Annotated in this window: 14 protein-coding genes; 12 read left to right on the plus strand and 2 right to left on the minus strand. The window is 59.8% G+C overall.

Annotated elements, in window-relative coordinates:
* Nucleotides 1-44: 44 nt before the first annotated feature.
* The 12 genes from QMK58_RS03125 (at nt 45) to QMK58_RS03180 (ending at nt 15,048) form a co-directional block, all read left to right on the plus strand.
* On the plus strand, nt 45-1,544 hold the full coding sequence (locus QMK58_RS03125; protein WP_053153673.1) for an NAD(P)H-hydrate dehydratase: 1,500 nt from the start codon (nt 45-47) through the stop codon (nt 1,542-1,544).
* Nucleotides 1,532-2,002, plus strand: coding sequence for a tRNA (adenosine(37)-N6)-threonylcarbamoyltransferase complex ATPase subunit type 1 TsaE (gene tsaE, locus QMK58_RS03130; protein ID WP_053153675.1), 471 nt, complete (start codon nt 1,532-1,534; stop codon nt 2,000-2,002). The genes QMK58_RS03125 and tsaE overlap by 13 nt, the downstream gene beginning before the upstream one ends.
* On the plus strand, nt 2,003-3,433 hold the full coding sequence (locus QMK58_RS03135; RefSeq protein WP_053153678.1) for an N-acetylmuramoyl-L-alanine amidase: 1,431 nt from the start codon (nt 2,003-2,005) through the stop codon (nt 3,431-3,433).
* A complete protein-coding gene (gene mutL, locus QMK58_RS03140; RefSeq protein ID WP_053153681.1) occupies nt 3,430-5,340 on the plus strand; it encodes a DNA mismatch repair endonuclease MutL in 1,911 nt (636 codons plus the stop codon). Before QMK58_RS03135 ends, mutL begins: the two co-directional genes overlap by 4 nt.
* The gene (gene miaA / locus QMK58_RS03145) at nt 5,340-6,311 is read left to right on the plus strand and encodes a tRNA (adenosine(37)-N6)-dimethylallyltransferase MiaA (RefSeq protein ID WP_053153684.1); all 972 of its coding nucleotides are present in this window, start codon (nt 5,340-5,342) and stop codon (nt 6,309-6,311) included. The genes mutL and miaA overlap by 1 nt, the downstream gene beginning before the upstream one ends.
* 93 nt (nt 6,312-6,404) lie before the next feature.
* A complete protein-coding gene (hfq, locus tag QMK58_RS03150) occupies nt 6,405-6,665 on the plus strand; it encodes an RNA chaperone Hfq (protein WP_007902656.1) in 261 nt (86 codons plus the stop codon).
* A 12-nt stretch (nt 6,666-6,677) separates the two neighbouring features.
* Nucleotides 6,678-7,979: a ribosome rescue GTPase HflX gene (gene hflX / locus QMK58_RS03155; RefSeq protein WP_053153686.1), complete on the plus strand. Its 1,302-nt coding sequence runs from the start codon at nt 6,678-6,680 to the stop codon at nt 7,977-7,979.
* 96 nt (nt 7,980-8,075) lie between these two features.
* Nucleotides 8,076-9,251, plus strand: a complete 1,176-nt coding sequence (gene hflK / locus QMK58_RS03160) for an FtsH protease activity modulator HflK (RefSeq protein ID WP_053153689.1) — start codon at nt 8,076-8,078, stop codon at nt 9,249-9,251.
* Entirely contained in the window at nt 9,251-10,120 is an 870-nt protein-coding gene (hflC, locus tag QMK58_RS03165; protein ID WP_053153692.1) for a protease modulator HflC, read from the plus strand. The genes hflK and hflC overlap by 1 nt, the downstream gene beginning before the upstream one ends.
* A 311-nt stretch (nt 10,121-10,431) precedes the next feature.
* Nucleotides 10,432-11,619: an ATP phosphoribosyltransferase regulatory subunit gene (locus tag QMK58_RS03170; protein WP_053153695.1), complete on the plus strand. Its 1,188-nt coding sequence runs from the start codon at nt 10,432-10,434 to the stop codon at nt 11,617-11,619.
* 54 nt (nt 11,620-11,673) lie between these two features.
* Complete coding sequence (locus QMK58_RS03175) at nt 11,674-12,963, plus strand: adenylosuccinate synthase (protein WP_053153698.1); 1,290 nt, start codon at nt 11,674-11,676, stop codon at nt 12,961-12,963.
* 150 nt (nt 12,964-13,113) lie between these two features.
* Nucleotides 13,114-15,048 (plus strand): methyl-accepting chemotaxis protein, encoded by a 1,935-nt coding sequence (locus tag QMK58_RS03180; protein WP_053153701.1) that lies wholly within the window; start codon nt 13,114-13,116, stop codon nt 15,046-15,048.
* An 89-nt stretch (nt 15,049-15,137) separates the two neighbouring features.
* Here QMK58_RS03180 and QMK58_RS03185 read toward each other — a convergent pair whose 3' ends face one another.
* Both QMK58_RS03185 and QMK58_RS03190 read right to left on the minus strand, forming a co-directional pair.
* On the minus strand, nt 15,138-16,694 hold the full coding sequence (locus QMK58_RS03185; RefSeq protein ID WP_320395857.1) for an iron ABC transporter permease: 1,557 nt from the start codon (nt 16,692-16,694) through the stop codon (nt 15,138-15,140).
* Complete coding sequence (locus QMK58_RS03190) at nt 16,694-17,704, minus strand: extracellular solute-binding protein (RefSeq protein ID WP_053153707.1); 1,011 nt, start codon at nt 17,702-17,704, stop codon at nt 16,694-16,696. Before QMK58_RS03190 ends, QMK58_RS03185 begins: the two co-directional genes overlap by 1 nt.
* Nucleotides 17,705-17,887: the final 183 nt, after the last annotated feature.

A 17,887-nucleotide genomic window follows, 5' to 3' on the forward strand; every position in this document is an offset into this window, starting at 1 on the left:
CTGAGGTGCGTATAATTCTGCCAGACATCGGAGCTCGAAGACGCATGCCGCACACTAAAGATGAATTACCCGACGCGCTGTACAGCGCCGCGCAGGTACGAGGGCTCGATTCGAGCCTGATCGCGGCCGGCACGCCGGGATTCGAATTGATGCAGCGCGCGGCGCGGGCGACGTGGCGCGCGCTGGTTCGGCAGTGGCCGTCAGCGAATGAGCTCAGCGTGCTCGCGGGCCATGGCAACAACGCCGGGGATGGTTATCTGGTGGCGGCAATGGCCCTGCGCGCCGGGTGGTCGGTTCGGGTCTTGGCGGTTGGGGAACCGCGGCGATTGCAGGGCGATGCGGCATTGGCCCATGCCGAGGCAGTGTCGGAAAAAGTCACCATCGAGTCCTGGACGGCACAGTCCGAATTGCGTGGCATCGTGCTGGATGCACTGCTTGGCACGGGTCTGACTGGCGATGTCCGCGATCCGTATGCTTCAGCCATCGCCTCGATCAATGCCAGCGAGCAGCCGGTGGCGGCGGTGGATATTCCTTCGGGGCTATGCGCCGATACCGGCCGTATCCTCGGTTGTGCAGTGCGGGCCGATCTGACGGTTACGTTCATCGGCTTGAAACTGGGGTTGTTCACCGGCGATGCGGCGGATGTCGTGGGTGAGCTGATATTCAACAACTTGCACGCCGATCCTCAGCTGTTGCTGGACGCACCGAGCAGTGCGCTGCGGCTGACGACCAGCAATTTGCCACGCCTGCCCCCCCGATTACCTGCTTCCCATAAAGGCAAGTTCGGCCATGTGCTGCTGATTGGCGGTGATCGAGGTTTCGGCGGCGCGATTTTGCTGAGTGCGCAAAGTGCGCTGCGCAGTGGTGCGGGCATGGTCTCGCTGGCCACTCGCCCGGAGCATGTGTCAGCGGCCCTTGGAAGAATTCCCGAGGCCATGGTGGTGGGCGCATCTTCAGCCAATCAACTGGTGGGGCTGCTTGAAAAAATTTCTGTGCTGGTGGTTGGCCCTGGCCTCGGGCAGGCTGCCTGGGGGCGTAGCTTGCTGTCGGCGGCAGCCAGTGCATCGTTGCCGCAAGTCTGGGACGCTGATGCGTTGAACCTGCTGGCCGACGAGCACGTCAGCCTGCCCAGGGACTGTGTGATAACCCCGCATCCGGGCGAAGCTGCACGGTTACTCGGGATCAGCACGGCTGAGCTGCAAGCCGACCGTCCGGCGGCGGCCCGTACGCTGAGCAAAAAATACACAGCGGTAGTGATCTTGAAGGGGGCTGGCAGCCTGATCGCCCATCCGGACGGGCGGCTGGCGCTATGTCATCAGGGGCACCCGGCCATGGCCACTGCGGGTTTGGGCGATGTGCTGGCCGGTCTGGTCGGCGCGCTACTGGCTCAAGGCATGGAGGCGTTCGACGCTGCTTGCCTGGCAGTCTGGTTGCACGCCAATGCGGGAGAGCAACAAGGTAAATCGGGCCGCGGGCTGGCGGCCAGTGATCTGATTCCAGCCATTCGTCAGTTGTTGGAGGAGCAAGCACCGTGTCTGAAGTAACCCTGTACCTGGCCGATGAAGAGGCCATGAGCGACTTTGGCGCACGTATTGCCCGTATCACCGAAGGCCACGGCCTGATCTTCCTGGAAGGCAACCTGGGAATGGGGAAAACCACGCTGTCGCGGGGCATCATTCGCGGTTTGGGGCATGTCGGGGCGGTAAAGAGTCCGACCTTTACCTTGGTGGAGCCTTACGAGATCGGCGGCATTCGCGCTTTTCATTTCGATCTGTATCGACTGGTCGATCCGGAAGAGTTGGAGTTTCTCGGCATTCGCGACTACTTCGAGGATGATGCCTTGTGCTTGATCGAGTGGCCCGATAAAGGTGCAGGCTTTTTGCCAAAGCCCGACCTGACCATTACCATTAGCCCGCAAGACAGTGGGCGTTCGCTGAAAATTTTGTCCCAGGGCTCGCGTGGCGAAACCTGGTGTGCCGCTTTGGCATTGGAATCCAATTAGATGATGGGGTTAGGTATGCGCTTTCGCGCGTTGGTGGCTGCCGTAGGTATGTTGTTTTTGGCGGTGACCGTCGACGCTGTGGCCGACTCGAAGGTCAACAGCGTTCGCTTGTGGCGGGCGCCGGACAACACACGACTGGTGTTTGACCTGACCGGACCGGTGCAGCACAGCGTCTTTACCCTGACGGCACCGGATCGCCTGGTGATCGATATCAATGGTGCGACCCTTGGCGCGCCGCTGAACGTCAACACCTCGAACACCCCAATCACCGCTATGCGCTCGGCCCAACGCACGCCGACTGACCTGCGTGTGGTTATTGACCTGAAAAAAGCGGTCACGCCGAAAAGCTTCTCCCTGGCGCCAAACGCCCAGTATGGCAACCGATTGGTGGTCGACCTGTTCGACAACCCGGCTGATGCTGCGCCGTCTCCTGCGCCGACACCGTCAGTCGCTACAGTGCCGGCTGTGCCGGTTACGCCAACGGAGCCTGCTATCAAGTTGCCGCCAGCACCGGCAGGCAAGCGCGACATCGTTGTGGTGATCGATGCCGGTCACGGCGGTGAAGACCCGGGCGCTTCCGGCTCCCGCGGTCAGCGCGAAAAAGACGTGGTGTTGCAGATCGCTCGTGAAACGCAGCGTCAGGTCAACGGCATGAAAGGCTTCCGCGCCGAGCTGACTCGGACTGGCGACTACTTCATTCCCTTGCGTGGCCGTACTGAAATCGCCCGCAAGAAGGGTGCCGACCTGTTCGTCTCGATTCACGCCGATGCCGCACCTTCGGCCGCCGCGTTCGGTGCCTCGGTGTTCGCCCTGTCGGATCGTGGCGCGACTTCAGAGACCGCCCGTTGGCTGGCCGACAGTGAAAACCGTTCCGACTTGATCGGTGGCGCCGGCAACGTCAGCCTCGATGACAAAGACCGCATGCTCGCGGGCGTATTGCTCGATTTGTCGATGACGGCGTCCCTGACCTCCAGTCTGAACGTCGGTCAAAAAGTCTTGAGCAACATCGGCCGTGTCACGCCATTGCACAAGCAGCGCGTTGAACAAGCCGGGTTCATGGTGTTGAAGTCGCCGGATATTCCGTCGATCCTGGTGGAAACCGGGTTTATCTCCAATGCCAACGAAGCGTCCAAGCTTGCAGCATCGAACCACCAGCAGGCGCTGGCACGTTCCATCAGCAGCGGCGTGCGCCAGTTCTTCCAGCAGAACCCGCCACCGGGCACTTACATTGCCTGGCTGCGTGATTCGGGCAAAATTGCCCAAGGTCCCCGTGACCATCGCGTAAATCCGGGCGAAACATTGGCGATGATCGCCGTGCGTTACCAGATATCACCGGCTGTCCTGCGCAGCGCTAACAATCTGTCGAGTGATGAGCTCAAGGTGGGTCAGCACCTGACCATTCCAGGCACCGACCTGGCGGCCAAAGAATGAATCAGGTGGTGAACAACAGCGCTCGCATCGAACTGCTCAGTCCGCGACTGGCGAACCAGATTGCCGCGGGTGAGGTGGTAGAACGCCCGGCTTCGGTGATCAAGGAGCTGTTGGAAAACAGCCTCGACTCCGGCGCCAGGCGCATCGATGTGGATGTGGAGCAGGGCGGCGTCAAGCTGCTGCGGGTGCGCGACGATGGCAGTGGCATTTCGGCTGATGACCTTCCGCTGGCCCTGGCGCGGCACGCCACCAGCAAAATTCGCAACCTGGAAGACCTTGAGCAGGTCATGAGCCTGGGTTTTCGTGGCGAGGCGCTGGCGTCGATCAGTTCCGTTGCGCGCCTGACACTGACCTCACGCACTCGCGACGCCGATCAGGCCTGGCAGGTGGAAACCGAGGGGCGCGACATGGCGCCCCGTGTGCAGCCTGCGGCCCATCCGGTCGGTACCTCGGTGGAAGTGCGCGACCTGTTCTTCAACACGCCGGCGCGGCGCAAATTTCTCAAGACCGAAAAAACCGAATTCGATCACCTGCAAGAAGTGATCAGGCGCCTGGCCTTGGCGCGATTCGACGTAGCGTTTCACTTGCGCCACAACGGCAAGACCATTCTCAGCCTGCATGAAGCCCATGATGATGCGGCCCGCGCCCGGCGTGTGGCGGCAATCTGTGGCCCTGGCTTCCTGGAGCAAGCGCTGCCGATCGAAATCGAGCGCAACGGCTTGCACCTCTGGGGTTGGGTCGGTTTGCCGACGTTCAACCGCAGTCAGGCAGATTTGCAGTACTTCTTCGTCAATGGCCGTGCCGTGCGTGACAAGCTGGTGGCCCACGCGGTGCGCCAGGCTTATCGCGATGTGCTGTTCAATGGCCGGCATCCGACCTTCGTGTTGTTTTTCGAGGTCGATCCGACGGGCGTGGACGTCAACGTGCACCCGACCAAGCACGAAGTGCGCTTCCGTGAGGGGCGCATGGTTCACGACTTCCTGTATGGCACTTTGCACCGTGCCTTGGGCGATGTGCGGCCGGATGATCATCAGGCGGCTCCGGTTGCGACGGCCATTGTCCGGCCGACTGGCCTTGAGGCCGGCGAGTTCGGACCCCAGGGCGAAATGCGCCTGGCAGCCAATGCGCTGCTGGAGCAGCCCCAGGCTCAGCCTGCATTCAATCCGCCCGCAGGTTCGGGTGCTGGTGCGGGCTATCAGTATCAGTACACTCCGCGTCCGCAGTCGGCTGTCCCGGCGGCTGAAGCGCAAGCGGCGTATCGCGAGTTTTTTGCGCCGTTGCCTGAAGCGAATGCGGTAGCGTTGCCCGCAGGGCAAGACGACATTCCGCCGCTGGGTTACGCACTGGCCCAGCTCAAGGGCATCTACATTCTTTCGGAAAACGCCCAGGGTCTGGTGTTGGTAGACATGCACGCCGCCCACGAGCGGATCATGTACGAACGCCTGAAGGTCGCCATGGCCAGCGAAGGTCTGAGCGGCCAGCCTTTGCTGGTGCCGGAGTCCCTGGCGGTCAGTCAGCGCGAAGCCGATTGCGCCGAGGAGCACGTTGCCTGGTTCCAGCGCCTGGGCTTTGAATTGCAACGCCTTGGGCCGGAAACCCTGGCCATCCGGCAGATTCCGGCGCTACTCAAGCAGGCTGAAGCCAACCGGCTGGTCGCTGACGTGTTGGCTGACCTGATGGAGTACGGCACCAGTGATCGTATTCAGGCGCACATCAACGAACTGCTCGGGACCATGGCCTGCCATGGCGCGGTTCGTGCGAATCGGCGCCTGGCCTTGCCGGAAATGAACGGTCTGCTGCGAGACATGGAAAATACCGAGCGCAGCGGTCAATGCAACCATGGCCGACCGACCTGGACCCAATTGGGCCTGGACGATCTGGACAAACTGTTCTTGCGCGGTCGTTGATGAGCCAGCTCCCACCTGCGATTTTCCTGATGGGCCCGACCGCCGCCGGCAAGACCGATCTGGCCATCGAGCTCACTAAAGTCCTGCCTTGCGAGTTGATCAGTGTCGATTCGGCACTGGTTTATCGTGGCATGGACATCGGTACAGCCAAGCCTTCCAAAGAGTTGTTGGCGCAATATCCGCATCGACTGATCGATATTCTCGACCCGGCAGAGAGCTATTCGGCTGCGGATTTCCGTCGTGACGCCCTCCAGGCCATGGCCGAGATCACCGCGCGCGGAAAAATCCCGCTGCTTGTAGGTGGCACGATGCTCTACTACAAGGCGTTGGTCGAAGGCTTGGCAGAAATGCCCGCGGCCGACCCCGAAGTCCGTGCGCAAATCGAAGAAGAGGCCACGCGCCTTGGCTGGCAAGCCTTGCACGACCAGTTGGCGTTGATCGATCCGGTGTCCGCCGCGCGAATACATCCGAACGATCCTCAGCGTCTCAGTCGAGCGCTGGAAGTTTATCGTGTCAGCGGTCAAAGCATGACCGACCTGCGTTTGAGACAATCTGCGCAAAGTACTGAAGCAGCCGCTTCGGGACGGCAACAATTGCCCTATACTGTCGCGAACTTGGCCATTGCTCCGGCAAATCGGCAGGTACTTCATGAGCGAATTAAACAAAGATTCACTTTAATGTTGGAACAGGGATTCATTGACGAGGTCGTAGCCCTGCGTAAGCGAAGTGACCTGCATGCCGGGTTGCCGTCTATACGTGCGGTAGGCTACCGACAAGTCTGGGATTACCTGGATGGCAAGCTGACGTCAGCCGAGATGCAGGAGCGTGGAATCATTGCCACGCGCCAGTTGGCGAAGCGCCAGTTCACCTGGTTGCGCAGTTGGGCTGATTTACATTGGCTGGACAGTCTGGATTGCGACAATCTGCCACGCGCCTTGAAATACTTGGGGACCATCTCCATATTGAGCTGAGTCCTTGCAATTGCCGTCTATCCTTGGGGGTGGGGCGGCTGAAGCCATCTGATTATCTATTTTTTATATTGAATCCTTAAAGGAGTGCGGCACATGTCAAAAGGGCATTCGCTACAAGACCCTTACTTGAATACTTTACGTAAAGAAAAAGTTGGGGTGTCCATTTACCTGGTCAACGGTATCAAGCTGCAAGGTACGATCGAATCTTTCGACCAGTTCGTTATCCTGTTGAAAAACACCGTCAGCCAAATGGTTTACAAACACGCTATCTCGACAGTGGTGCCGGTTCGTCCAATTCGTCTGCCTAGCGCAACCGAATCCGAAGCGGGTGACGCTGAGCCAGGTAACGCCTGATAGGAGTCTCCTTTGTTCTTTGAGCGCCACGGTGGTGGTGAGCGAGTAATTCTCGTTCACTTGGATGGACAGGACCCTGAGGCGCGCGAAGATCCGCAGGAGTTTCAGGAATTGGCTAATTCGGCCGGCGCCGAGACCGTTGCGTTTTTTAACGTGCCGCGTCATCGGCCAACCGCCAAATTCCTGATTGGCAGCGGCAAGGTCGAGGAGTTGCGCGACCTCGTCAAAGCCGAAGAAGCCGATCTGGTGATTTTCAATCACATCCTCACGCCCAGTCAGGAACGTAACCTCGAGCGGGTTTTCGAGTGTCGCGTGATCGACCGTACCGGTCTGATTCTCGATATTTTCGCCCAGCGCGCCCGAACCCATGAAGGCAAGCTCCAGGTAGAACTGGCCCAGCTCGACCACATGAGCACCCGGCTGGTTCGTGGCTGGACTCACCTTGAGCGCCAGGGTGGCGGTATCGGTATGCGTGGTCCGGGTGAAACCCAGCTGGAAACCGACCGCCGTTTGCTGCGGGTTCGCCTGCGACAGATCAAGGGGCGGCTGGAAAAAGTGCGTAGCCAGCGCGAACAGTCGCGACGTGGCCGATCGCGTGCGGATATTCCAACCGTGTCCCTGGTGGGGTACACCAACGCCGGTAAATCCACACTCTTCAACAACGTGACGAAATCCGACGTGTACGCGGCTGATCAGTTGTTTGCCACGCTGGATCCGACCTTGCGTCGTCTGGAACTGGACGACCTGGGGCCGATTGTCCTGGCAGACACTGTGGGTTTCATTCGTCACTTGCCCCACAAGCTGGTCGAGGCATTTCGGTCTACCCTCGAAGAGTCGAGCAATTCCGACCTGTTGTTGCACGTGATCGATGCGGCCGAACCGGATCGCCTGTTGCAGATCGAGCAGGTGATGGTGGTGCTGGGCGAGATTGGTGCCCAGGACTTGCCGATCCTCGAGGTCTATAACAAACTCGATTTGCTTGAAGGCGTTGAGCCACAAATCCAGCGCGACGAAAACGGCAAGCCCCAGCGGGTCTGGCTATCGGCGCGTGATGGCTCGGGGCTGGAATTGCTTGAGCAAGCCATTGCTGAATTACTTGGCAGTGATTTGTTTATCGGTACCTTGCGTTTGCCGCAACGATTCGCTCGACTGCGTGCGCAGTTTTTCGAACTCGGTGCGGTGCAGAAAGAAGAGCACGACGAAGAAGGCATCAGTTTGCTGGCCGTTCGTTTGCCCCGGGTCGAGTTGAATCGACTGGTAAGCCGCGAAGGATTGCAGCCGATGGAATTCATCGAGCAACACACTTTGCAATAAAAGCCTGAGAAAGCGGTTGTGCCGTGGTGACAGGCATTCTGTAGCATTGGTCGGCGCGCCGTGGGTGCGTCTTTGCTTTATCAGATGGAGAGCGCTATGGCTTGGAATGAGCCGGGTGGCAACTCGAATAATCAGGACCCTTGGGGTGGCAAACGTCGTAATAACGGCGACCGCAAGGGACCACCGGATCTCGACGAGGCCTTCCGAAAGCTGCAGGAAAGCCTGAACGGGTTGTTCGGTGGTGGTAAGAAACGTGGCGGTGATGATGGCGGTGGTTCGGGCAAGAGTGGCGGCTTTGGCGGCCTGCTCGGCATCGGCCTGGTTGTCCTGGCGGCCGTATGGCTGTACAGCGCGGTCTACGTCGTCGACGAGCAGGAGCAAGCCGTGGTGCTGCGCTTCGGCAAGTACTACGAAACGGTTGGCCCGGGTCTGAACATCTATTTCCCGCCGATCGATAAAAAGTACATGGAAAACGTAACGCGTGAGCGTGCGTACACCAAGCAGGGCCAGATGTTGACTGAAGACGAGAACATCGTCGAAGTGCCGCTGACCGTGCAGTACAAGATCAGCAACCTGCAGGACTTCGTGCTGAGCGTCGATCAGCCAGAAATCAGCCTGCAGCACGCGACCGACAGTGCCTTGCGCCACGTGGTGGGTTCCACCGCAATGGACCAGGTGCTGACCGAAGGCCGTGAATTGATGGCCAGCGAGATCAAGGAGCGCCTGCAACGCTTCATGGATACCTATCGCACCGGCATCACCGTTACCCAGGTCAACGTTCAGAGCGCAGCGGCACCGCGTGAAGTCCAGGAAGCCTTCGATGACGTGATCCGTGCCCGTGAAGACGAGCAGCGTTCGCGTAACCAGGCTGAAACCTATGCCAACGGCGTCGTGCCGGAAGCTCGTGGTCAGGCTCAGCGTATCCTCGAAGACGCCAACGGCTACCGTGACGAAACCGTCTCGCGTGCCAAGGGTGAGGCTGATCGCTTCACCAAACTGGTCGCCGAGTACCGCAAGGCACCTGAAGTCACCCGCCAGCGTCTGTACCTGGACACCATGCAGGAAGTCTTCAGCAACACCAGCAAGGTGCTCGTGACCGGCAACAAAAATGGCCAGAGCAACCTGTTGTACCTGCCGCTGGACAAAATGGTCGAAAGTGGCCGCAGCACTAGCACTCCGGTGAACAGTGCGGCAGCCACCAGCAATGAAGCGAATGCGCGTGCCGCAGCTGATCTGCAGCAACAGCAAGCACGTACCAGGGAGAGTCGCTGATGAGCAATAAATCGCTGATCGCCCTTATTGTCGGCGTCGTCGTGGCGATCGCTGCCTGGAACTGCTTCTACATCGTGGCTCAGACCGAGCGCGCGGTGTTGCTGCAGTTTGGTCGCGTGGTTCAGGCCGATGTTCAGCCGGGCCTGCATGTGAAAGTGCCTTACGTTAACCAGGTGCGTAAATTCGACGCACGCCTGATGACGCTGGATGCACCGACGCAGCGCTTCCTGACGCTGGAAAAGAAAGCTGTAATGGTCGATGCCTACGCCAAGTGGCGTGTGAAGGACGCAGAGCGTTTCTACACCGCGACTTCCGGCCTCAAGCAGATTGCCGATGAACGTCTGTCCCGTCGTCTGGAATCGGGCCTGCGTGACCAGTTCGGTAAGCGTACCTTGCACGAAGTGGTGTCGGGTGAACGTGATGCGCTGATGGCGGATATCACGGCATCGCTGAACAAGATGGCCGAGAAAGAACTGGGTATCGAAGTAGTCGATGTTCGGGTCAAGACCATCGACCTGCCCAAAGAAGTGAACCGCAGTGTGTTCGAACGTATGAGCACCGAGCGTGAGCGTGAAGCTCGCGAGCACCGCGCCAAGGGTAACGAGCTGGCCGAAGGCATCCGTGCCGACGCCGATCGTCAGCGCCGCGTACTGCTGGCTGAAGCCTATCGTGAGTCTGAAGAGGTTCGCGGTGACGGTGATGCCCAGGCCGCAGCGATTTACTCCAAGGCGTACGGTCAAGACCAGGAGTTCTACGCGTTCTACCGCAGCCTGCGTGCGTACCGTGAAAGCTTTGCGAACAAATCCGACGTCATGGTCCTCGACCCAAGTAGTGACTTCTTCCATTACCTGGAAAAAGCCAAGCCTTGATACGGCGTTGACCTGAATCACCCCGCCGGGCGGCTAAAACCTCTGGCGGGGTGATCCTTTGGGAAAACGTGTGTATGATGCGGCAGCCGGGAAATTCCCGGCTTTTTTGCGTCTGCATGTTTGATTGCTGTTTTTTGAGCAGACGACGGGCCGAACGGCCTGACAGTTTTTCGAGGAACGTGGTTGGCGAAGCCGGTTAGAGGGCTTTTCGCTCCGTCGCTCATGCGCGTGGTTTGTATATGAGCTGACCATTTTCTGCTTCACTCAAGGCTCGCCGACAGGCTGGCTGCCCGGATATAGGGGAAGGCGTAATGGCAACGGTAGACCGCTGGCTTCTGCCAGATGGCATCGAAGAAGTACTGCCACCGGAAGCGGCGCGCATTGAAGTCGCGCGTCGTCAGGTGTTGGATCTGTTCCAGAGCTGGGGTTACGAGTTTGTCGTGACTCCCCATATCGAGTACCTGGAATCCCTGCTGACCGGCGCGGGTCAGGACCTGGATCTGCGGACCTTCAAGGTCATCGATCCGCAATCGGGCCGGCAAATGGGTTTCCGTGCCGACATCACGCCGCAAGTGGCGCGCATCGACGCGCACACCCTGCGTCGCGAAGGTCCAAGCCGCCTGTGTTATGCCGGCAGCGTGCTGCACGCGCAGCCTCGCGCATTGTCGTCCTCGCGCAGCCCGATTCAACTGGGTGCCGAGTTGTACGGCGACGCCAGTCCGAGCAGCGACGTGGAAGTCATCAGCCTGATGCTGGCCATGCTGCAACTGGCCGATGTGCCGGATGTGCACATGGATCTCGGTCATGTTGGCATCTACCGTGGCCTGGCTCGCGCCGCCGGTTTGTCCGGTGAAGTCGAGCAGCAGTTGTTCGATGCGCTGCAACGTAAGGCCATCGACGAGGTCATTATCTTGACCGAAGGCTTGCCTGCCGATCTTTCCGATATGCTGCGAGCCCTGGTCGACCTGTGTGGCGGCCGCGAAGTATTGAGCGCTGCCCGTGAGCGTCTAGCCAAGGCCCCAGCCCCGGTTCTGGCGGCGCTGGACGATCTGCTGGCGATTGCCGAGCGTTTGTCCGTGCGTTTCCCGCAATTGCCGCTGTACTTCGACCTGGGCGAGTTGCGCGGCTATCACTACCACACCGGCGTCGTGTTCGCGGTGTTTGTACCGGGTGTTGGCCAGTCCATTGCCCAGGGCGGTCGTTACGACGATATCGGCGCCGACTTCGGTCGCGCTCGTCCGGCTACCGGCTTCTCCACCGATTTGAAAACCCTGGTGACCCTGGGGCGTGCTGAGATCGAGCTACCGTCTGGCGGTATCTGGATGCCTGACAGTACGGATGCGGCACTCTGGCAGCAGGTTTGCCAGTTGCGCAGTGAGGGTCAGCGTGTCGTTCAGGCATTGCCTGGGCAACCATTGGCCGCCGCCCGTGAAGCGGACTGCGACCGGCAATTGATCCAGCAGAACGGGCTTTGGCAAGTATCGCCACTGGCTTCTTGAGTTTTCCTGCCGGCTGCCGCCGGCACCAAGTTTGCGCGAATGAGGACAAGTGTTATGGGTAAGAATGTCGTAGTCCTGGGCACCCAATGGGGTGATGAGGGCAAAGGCAAGATCGTTGATCTGCTGACCGAACATGCTGCCGCCGTAGTGCGCTACCAGGGTGGCCACAACGCTGGTCACACGCTGGTGATCGACGGCGAAAAAACCGTCTTGCACCTGATCCCGTCGGGCGTGCTGCGCGAAGGCGTGCAGTGCCTGATCGGTAACGGCGTGGTGGTTGCACCTGACGCCCTGCTGCGCGAGATCATCAAGCTGGAAGAAAAAGGTGTGCCGGTGCGCGAGCGCCTGCGCATCAGCCCGTCCTGCCCGCTGATCCTGTCCTTCCACGTCGCGCTGGACCAGGCCCGTGAAAAGGCCCGTGGCGAGCTGAAGATCGGTACCACCGGTCGCGGCATCGGCCCGGCGTACGAAGACAAGGTCGCTCGTCGTGGCCTGCGTGTGGGCGACCTGCTCAACATGCCGCGCTTTGAAGACAAACTGCGTGAACTGGTGGATTACCACAACTTCATGCTGGTGGGTTACTACAAAGAGCCAGCCATCGAATTCGACAAGACCCTGGCCGAATGCAAAGAATACGCTGAGCTGCTCAAGCCGCTGATGCTGGACGTGACTGCCGAGCTGCACGACCTGCGTCGCGCTGGCAAAGACATCATGTTCGAAGGCGCCCAGGGTTCGTTGCTGGACATCGACCACGGTACCTACCCGTACGTGACCAGCTCCAACACCACCGCTGGCGGCGTTGCTACCGGTTCGGGTGTTGGTCCTATGTTCCTGGACTACATCCTGGGCATCACCAAGGCTTACACCACTCGTGTAGGTTCGGGTCCATTCCCGACTGAGCTGTTCGACGAAGTCGGTGCACACCTGGCCAAACAAGGTCACGAGTTCGGCGCGACTACTGGCCGTGCCCGTCGTTGTGGCTGGTTCGACGCCGTCATCCTGCGTCGCGCTATCGATGTGAACAGCATCTCGGGTATCTGCCTGACCAAGCTGGACGTGCTCGACGGCCTGGAAACCATCAACATCTGCGTCGGCTACAAAGATGCAGAAGGCAATGCCGTTGCCCCGACTGACGCTGACAGCTACGTGGGCCTGCAGCCTGTGTACGAAGAAGTGCCGGGCTGGACCGAGTCGACCGTGGGTGCCAAGACCCTGGAAGAGCTGCCGGCCAACGCCCGTGCGTATATCAAGCGCGTTGAAGAGCTGATCGGTGCGCCGATCGACATTATTTCGACGGGCCCGGACCGCAACGAAACCATCGTTCTGCGTCATCCGTTCGCTTGATAAGCTGTTGATGTAAAAAACAAAGGCCCCTTGATAGGGGCCTTTGTCGTTTATGTCTGCTGGACGGCATGACCTTTGCTATCAGCTTTGCTTAAAACGTCACTTTTGGCGTGCCATCAATTTAATGGCGCTTTTGCAGAGGGATATCAAGTGTCGGCTGTTCTCTCATTGTTACAGAGCCGTTTGTTGCGGCCCGTGTTCGTTACTCTTGGTATCGCCCTTTTGGTGCAGGTGCTGGTCGCTGTTGCGCTGACCCGGAGCACGGTGACGGCGCTTGAAGCTGATCTGGGCACGCGCCTGGGTGCGGACAGCCAAAAACTCTCTGGTGAGCTTGAGCAGGCGGGGCGCGAAGTCACGTCGAGCCTCGACAGCCTCTCCACCAGTACGCGTCAGCGACTGACGGCTGGTTTGTCCTCTCGGCTGAAGGATGAGCAGGCGCAGTTGCGCTCAACGCTGGAAAAGGACCTGAAGGATTCCGCCAACGACATGGCGCAGCTTCTGGCCTCGGTTGCACCGCGCGCCATGTGGGACAACGACGTCCCGACTCTGTCCGAATTCGCCCGTCGCGCCCAGCGCAACCCCAACGTGCTGTTCGTGGTCTACGACGACGCCACCGGCCAGCATCTGACTCGCTATCTCAATCGGGAAAACCCGATCAACAAAGCCCTTTTGGAGAAGGGTCGGGGTGAGCGTGCGCTGGACAAGGTGCTGGATGCGGCGAAGCACGATCCGTCGGTCTTCTATATCGAAGCCTCGATCAACCCCAATGGCGTGGAAATCGGCAAGGTCTTGATGGGTGTATCGACGGCCTCGGTGGAAACCGATCTGGCGGCTCTGGACAAGCGTTTCTCCGCATTGATCGCCAGCAGCGACCAGCTCGTGGGCGACAGCTTGAAGGGCGCGGCGGCGGACAGTGCGGCGGTCATGGGTGCGCGTCTGCAGTCGGCTCAGGCCATGGCATCTGAAATGAAGGCCAACACCACCAGTACGGTGCAGGAGGCAGCGGCCACCTTGCGTTGGCGCATTGGTTTGAGTCTGGCGGTGGTCGGCTGTGGCGTGTTGTTGTTGCTGGCGGTAGTGCTCGGTCGTCGAGTGGTCAATCGTCTGAAAATGCTGATTGTGGCCATGGATGATCTGGCGGCGGGTGAGGGTGATCTGACCAAGCGCGTACAGATCAACAGCAAAGACGAAATCGGCGACATGGCTTCGGCGGTCAATCGCTTTGTGGATAAGTTGCAGCCAATCGTGCGCGAGGCGGGTGATGTGGCTCAGCGTACCGGTGTAGAAATTGGTGCCATGACCTTGCGCAATGCCGGTGCCGATGCGGCGGCAGGCATGCAGCGTGATGAGGTTGCTGCAAGTCTGCGGGCTCTGTCGCAAATGGCTGACGAAGCCCAGTCCGAAAGTCATGCGATGCAGGCTGCGTTGAAGCAGGTTGTCGAAATTCGACAGGCCACCGATGAAAACACCCGGACTTCGGAGAAAGTCGGCAACCTGATCGGGGAGTTGGCCGGTCAGGTCAATACCGGAGCGCAAGTCATCGAGCGCCTGGCACAGCAGAGTGAACAGATTGAGGTGGTACTGACGGTGATACACGGTATTGCCGAACAGACCAATCTGTTGGCGCTGAACGCTGCGATCGAAGCGGCGCGTGCCGGTGAGACGGGGCGCGGATTCGCCGTGGTGGCGGATGAGGTGCGGGCGTTGGCGAGCAAGACGCAAAGCTCCACCGGCGACATTCAGGCGCACATCGTGGCGTTGCAGCAGGGGGCACGGGAGGCGGTGGCAGCGATTGGTCAGGCTGGGCGCCAGGCCAGTGAAGGATTGCTGGTATTGCGTGACAGTGCGCGGTTGCAGCAATCGGTACAGGCGTCGGTCGAGCAGGTGCATGCGGCGATTGGTCTGGCGACCCAGGCCGCCGAGCATCAGGCGAAAGGGGCGCAAGCTGTGCGCGGTCGGGTCGAGACCATTCATGCGCAGGCCGAGAAAGCCGCCCAGGCGGTGGTGGAAACCACGGTCAGCGGCAAGGTGCTGGATGGGTTGGCGGCGCAGCTGAAGGCTAGTCTGGGGCAGTTCAGGGCGTAAAAGATCAAAAGATCGCAGCCTTCGGCAGCTCCTGCAGAGAAGCGTAAAGCCACCTGTAGGAGCTGCCGAAGGCTGCGATCTTTTGCTTGTCAGCGACTCAAATACATCCGAGTCGTCAGCAGATAGACCGGCAACCCCGACACCACAATCAACAACGCCGCATAAGGCGCCGCCGCCGCAAATTCCACATTCGCGGTATGCGCCCACACTTCCGTTGCCAGCGTATTCAGCCCTGTCGGACTCAGCAGCAAAGTCGCCGTCAGCTCCTTCATTGCATCCAGAAACACCAATGCAAACGCCGCGCCCAGTGCCGGGAAGATAATCGGCAGCGTAACCCGGCAAAACGCGCTGAACGACGAAGCGCCCAGCGTGCGTGCCGCTTCTTCCAGTTGCGGAGCGGCCTTGGTCAGGGCGGTGCGAATTGGCGCCTGCGCCAGCGGCAGAAATAGCAGTGCATAAGCGATCAGCAGCAGCGTCGATGTCTGGTAAAGCGCCGGTACATAGTGCAGGGCGAAATACACCAGCGTCAGTGCAATCACCAGTCCGGGCAGCGCATGCAGCAGATAGGGCAGGCGCTCGGCCCAGATCGCCAATTGGCCTTTGTAGCGAACCACCAGCAGGCCCACCGGTACCGCCAATACCAGGCAGAGCGCAGCGCCGCCAAGAGACAGTGCAAGGGATGAAAGCAGTGCTTCACCGATTGCAGCTACCGGAAATGCCGCAGACGAACCCACAGCCAGCCAGTACGCCAGCATGCCGAGGGGAATCCCGCTTCCGATAATCGCCAACAAAAGGCAGTAAAGCTGTCCGGCCAAAGCCCATCGTCCAAGGCGAACTTGCTCTGCCTGTCGCGCCGCGCCCTGCCCCGTACGCACGTGTCGACCCTTGCCGCGAACGCGCAGCTCCAGCCATAGCAGTATCAGGCACAGCGCCAGCAGTACCGCTGATAGCATGGCGGCGTTGGCGTTGCTGAATTCCAGCTCGAACTGTTGATAGATCGCTGTGGTGAAGGTTTTCAGGCCAATGATCGACAGCGCGCCGAACTCCACCAGCATGTGCAAAGCGATCAGCAATGACCCGGCGAGCAGCGAAGGCCAGAGCAGGGGCAGGGTGACCTTGAAGAACACGCCCCAACGATTCTGTCCCAGCGTGCGCGCGGATTCTTCCAGGGACGGGTCAAGGTTACGCAGCGTTGCAGCCACGGGCAGGAATATCAGCGGGTATTTGGAGAGGCTCATCACCAGGATGGCCCCGCCAAGTCCCTCAAAATGAGCGCTTAGCGAAACCCAGGTGAAGCTGCTGACAAAAGCCGGCACGGCGAACGGCAGGCAGAGGATCACGCCCCACAATCGTCGGCCCGGCAAATTGCTACGCTCCAGCAGCCAGGCCAGCGACAAACCGATTACGCCGCAAGCGAGCGTGACGCCGATCATCAGTGCGAGTGTGTTGCGCAGCAGGCCGAATACATAAGGTCGCCACAGCAAGTGCAGCGCTTGTGCCCAGCCCGCCTGCCAGGCTTTCAGGCCGACATAGAGCAGGGGCAGCAGGCTGAGCACGACAAGTAGCAGTACGGGCAGTATCAGCCAGATGGACGGCCGTTTACGCCTTGGCACGTACGCGTGATGCCCGGACAGTGAGGTGCCCATCAGTTCAGGCCAACGTCACGTTCCAGATCGAGTGCTTCTTCAGCGTTGCCGAGGTCGGCGGGCGTGACTTTGGGGGCTTGCAGTTCGCTGAACGGCTTGAGCCCGCGATCCGACTCCATACCCTTGTGCAGTGGGTATTCGGCGGTGGTCTGGGTGATCACACGCTGACCTTCTTCGCTGGCCATGTAGGCGAGCAATTGCTGGGCTTCTTGTGGATGTTTGCTGGATTTCAGGACCGCAGCGCTGGACACGGTGATCAGCCCGCCGACGTCGCCGCCGGTGAAGTAATGCAGCTTCGAGTCGAGCTGGCCTTTTTCCCGTTGCAAGGCGAACCAGTAGTAGTTGTTCACCAGTACGGTGGCCACTTCTCCATTTTCCACGGCTTTGAGCGCGACCATGTTGTTGCTGTAAGTCTTGCCGAAAGCGCGCAAGCCGGTCAGCCATTCTTCGGCTGCATCCATGCCGTGGACCTTGATGATCGCTACGGCTTGTTCCTGGAAGGCGCCGCTGGTGGGCACAAAGCCGACCTTGCCTTGCCATTTTGGATCGGAGAACTCCATCACCGATGTCGGCAGGTCTTTTTCCTCGATCAGTTTGGGGTTGAATGCGACGACCCGCACCCGGGCGGTGACGCCAATCCAGGTGCCGTTGTTGGCTACGTATTCCTTGGGCAGAACAGCCAGGGTGGACTCGTCAGTCTTGGCTAGCAGGCCTTGCTCGCCGAGTTTGTTCAGTGGTGGCGATTCTTCGGTGTAGATCACGTCGGCGGGGGAGCGGTCGCCTTCTTCTACGACCTGGCTGGCGAGCTGATTACTGCTGCCTTTGCGTACATTGACGTGAATGCCGGTCTTGGCTTCGAAGGCTTTGGCGACCGCGTCGCCGACTTCTTTGTGCTGGCCGTTGTAGAGCGTCAGGGAGACCGGGTCGGCGGCTTGGGTGAGGGGAGTGGCGAGTGCCAGGCCGAGGAGGGTGGTGATCAGGCCGCGGCGCAGGGTATTTCGAAACATCATTCGCAGGGTTCCTCACTGTCACATTGCAAAAACTAGTAACAATGATAAACGATATTGTTTCTCACATGCGCATTGCAAGGCGAGGCGGGCTCATTGTAGGAGCTGCCGAAGGCTGCGATCTTTTTATTTTGATTTTAAAAGTCAAAAGATCGCAGCCTCGTTTCACTCGGCAGCTCCTACAGG

Source organism: Pseudomonas sp. P8_241, assembly GCF_034008315.1.
Classification (GTDB): domain Bacteria; phylum Pseudomonadota; class Gammaproteobacteria; order Pseudomonadales; family Pseudomonadaceae; genus Aquipseudomonas.

Excerpts from the sequence above, each read along its gene's own strand:
- miaA (WP_053153684.1), top strand. The coding sequence starts at position 5,340 with ATGAGCCAGCTCCCACCTGCGATTTTCCTGATGGGCCCGACCGCCGCC.
- QMK58_RS03190 (WP_053153707.1), bottom strand. The coding sequence starts at position 17,704 with ATGATGTTTCGAAATACCCTGCGCCGCGGCCTGATCACCACCCTCCTC.
- hfq (WP_007902656.1), top strand. The coding sequence starts at position 6,405 with ATGTCAAAAGGGCATTCGCTACAAGACCCTTACTTGAATACTTTACGT.
- QMK58_RS03185 (WP_320395857.1), bottom strand. The coding sequence starts at position 16,694 with ATGGGCACCTCACTGTCCGGGCATCACGCGTACGTGCCAAGGCGTAAA.
- QMK58_RS03125 (WP_053153673.1), top strand. The coding sequence starts at position 45 with ATGCCGCACACTAAAGATGAATTACCCGACGCGCTGTACAGCGCCGCG.
- QMK58_RS03135 (WP_053153678.1), top strand. The coding sequence starts at position 2,003 with ATGATGGGGTTAGGTATGCGCTTTCGCGCGTTGGTGGCTGCCGTAGGT.
- hflK (WP_053153689.1), top strand. The coding sequence starts at position 8,076 with ATGGCTTGGAATGAGCCGGGTGGCAACTCGAATAATCAGGACCCTTGG.
- QMK58_RS03170 (WP_053153695.1), top strand. The coding sequence starts at position 10,432 with ATGGCAACGGTAGACCGCTGGCTTCTGCCAGATGGCATCGAAGAAGTA.
- hflC (WP_053153692.1), top strand. The coding sequence starts at position 9,251 with ATGAGCAATAAATCGCTGATCGCCCTTATTGTCGGCGTCGTCGTGGCG.
- mutL (WP_053153681.1), top strand. The coding sequence starts at position 3,430 with ATGAATCAGGTGGTGAACAACAGCGCTCGCATCGAACTGCTCAGTCCG.
- QMK58_RS03175 (WP_053153698.1), top strand. The coding sequence starts at position 11,674 with ATGGGTAAGAATGTCGTAGTCCTGGGCACCCAATGGGGTGATGAGGGC.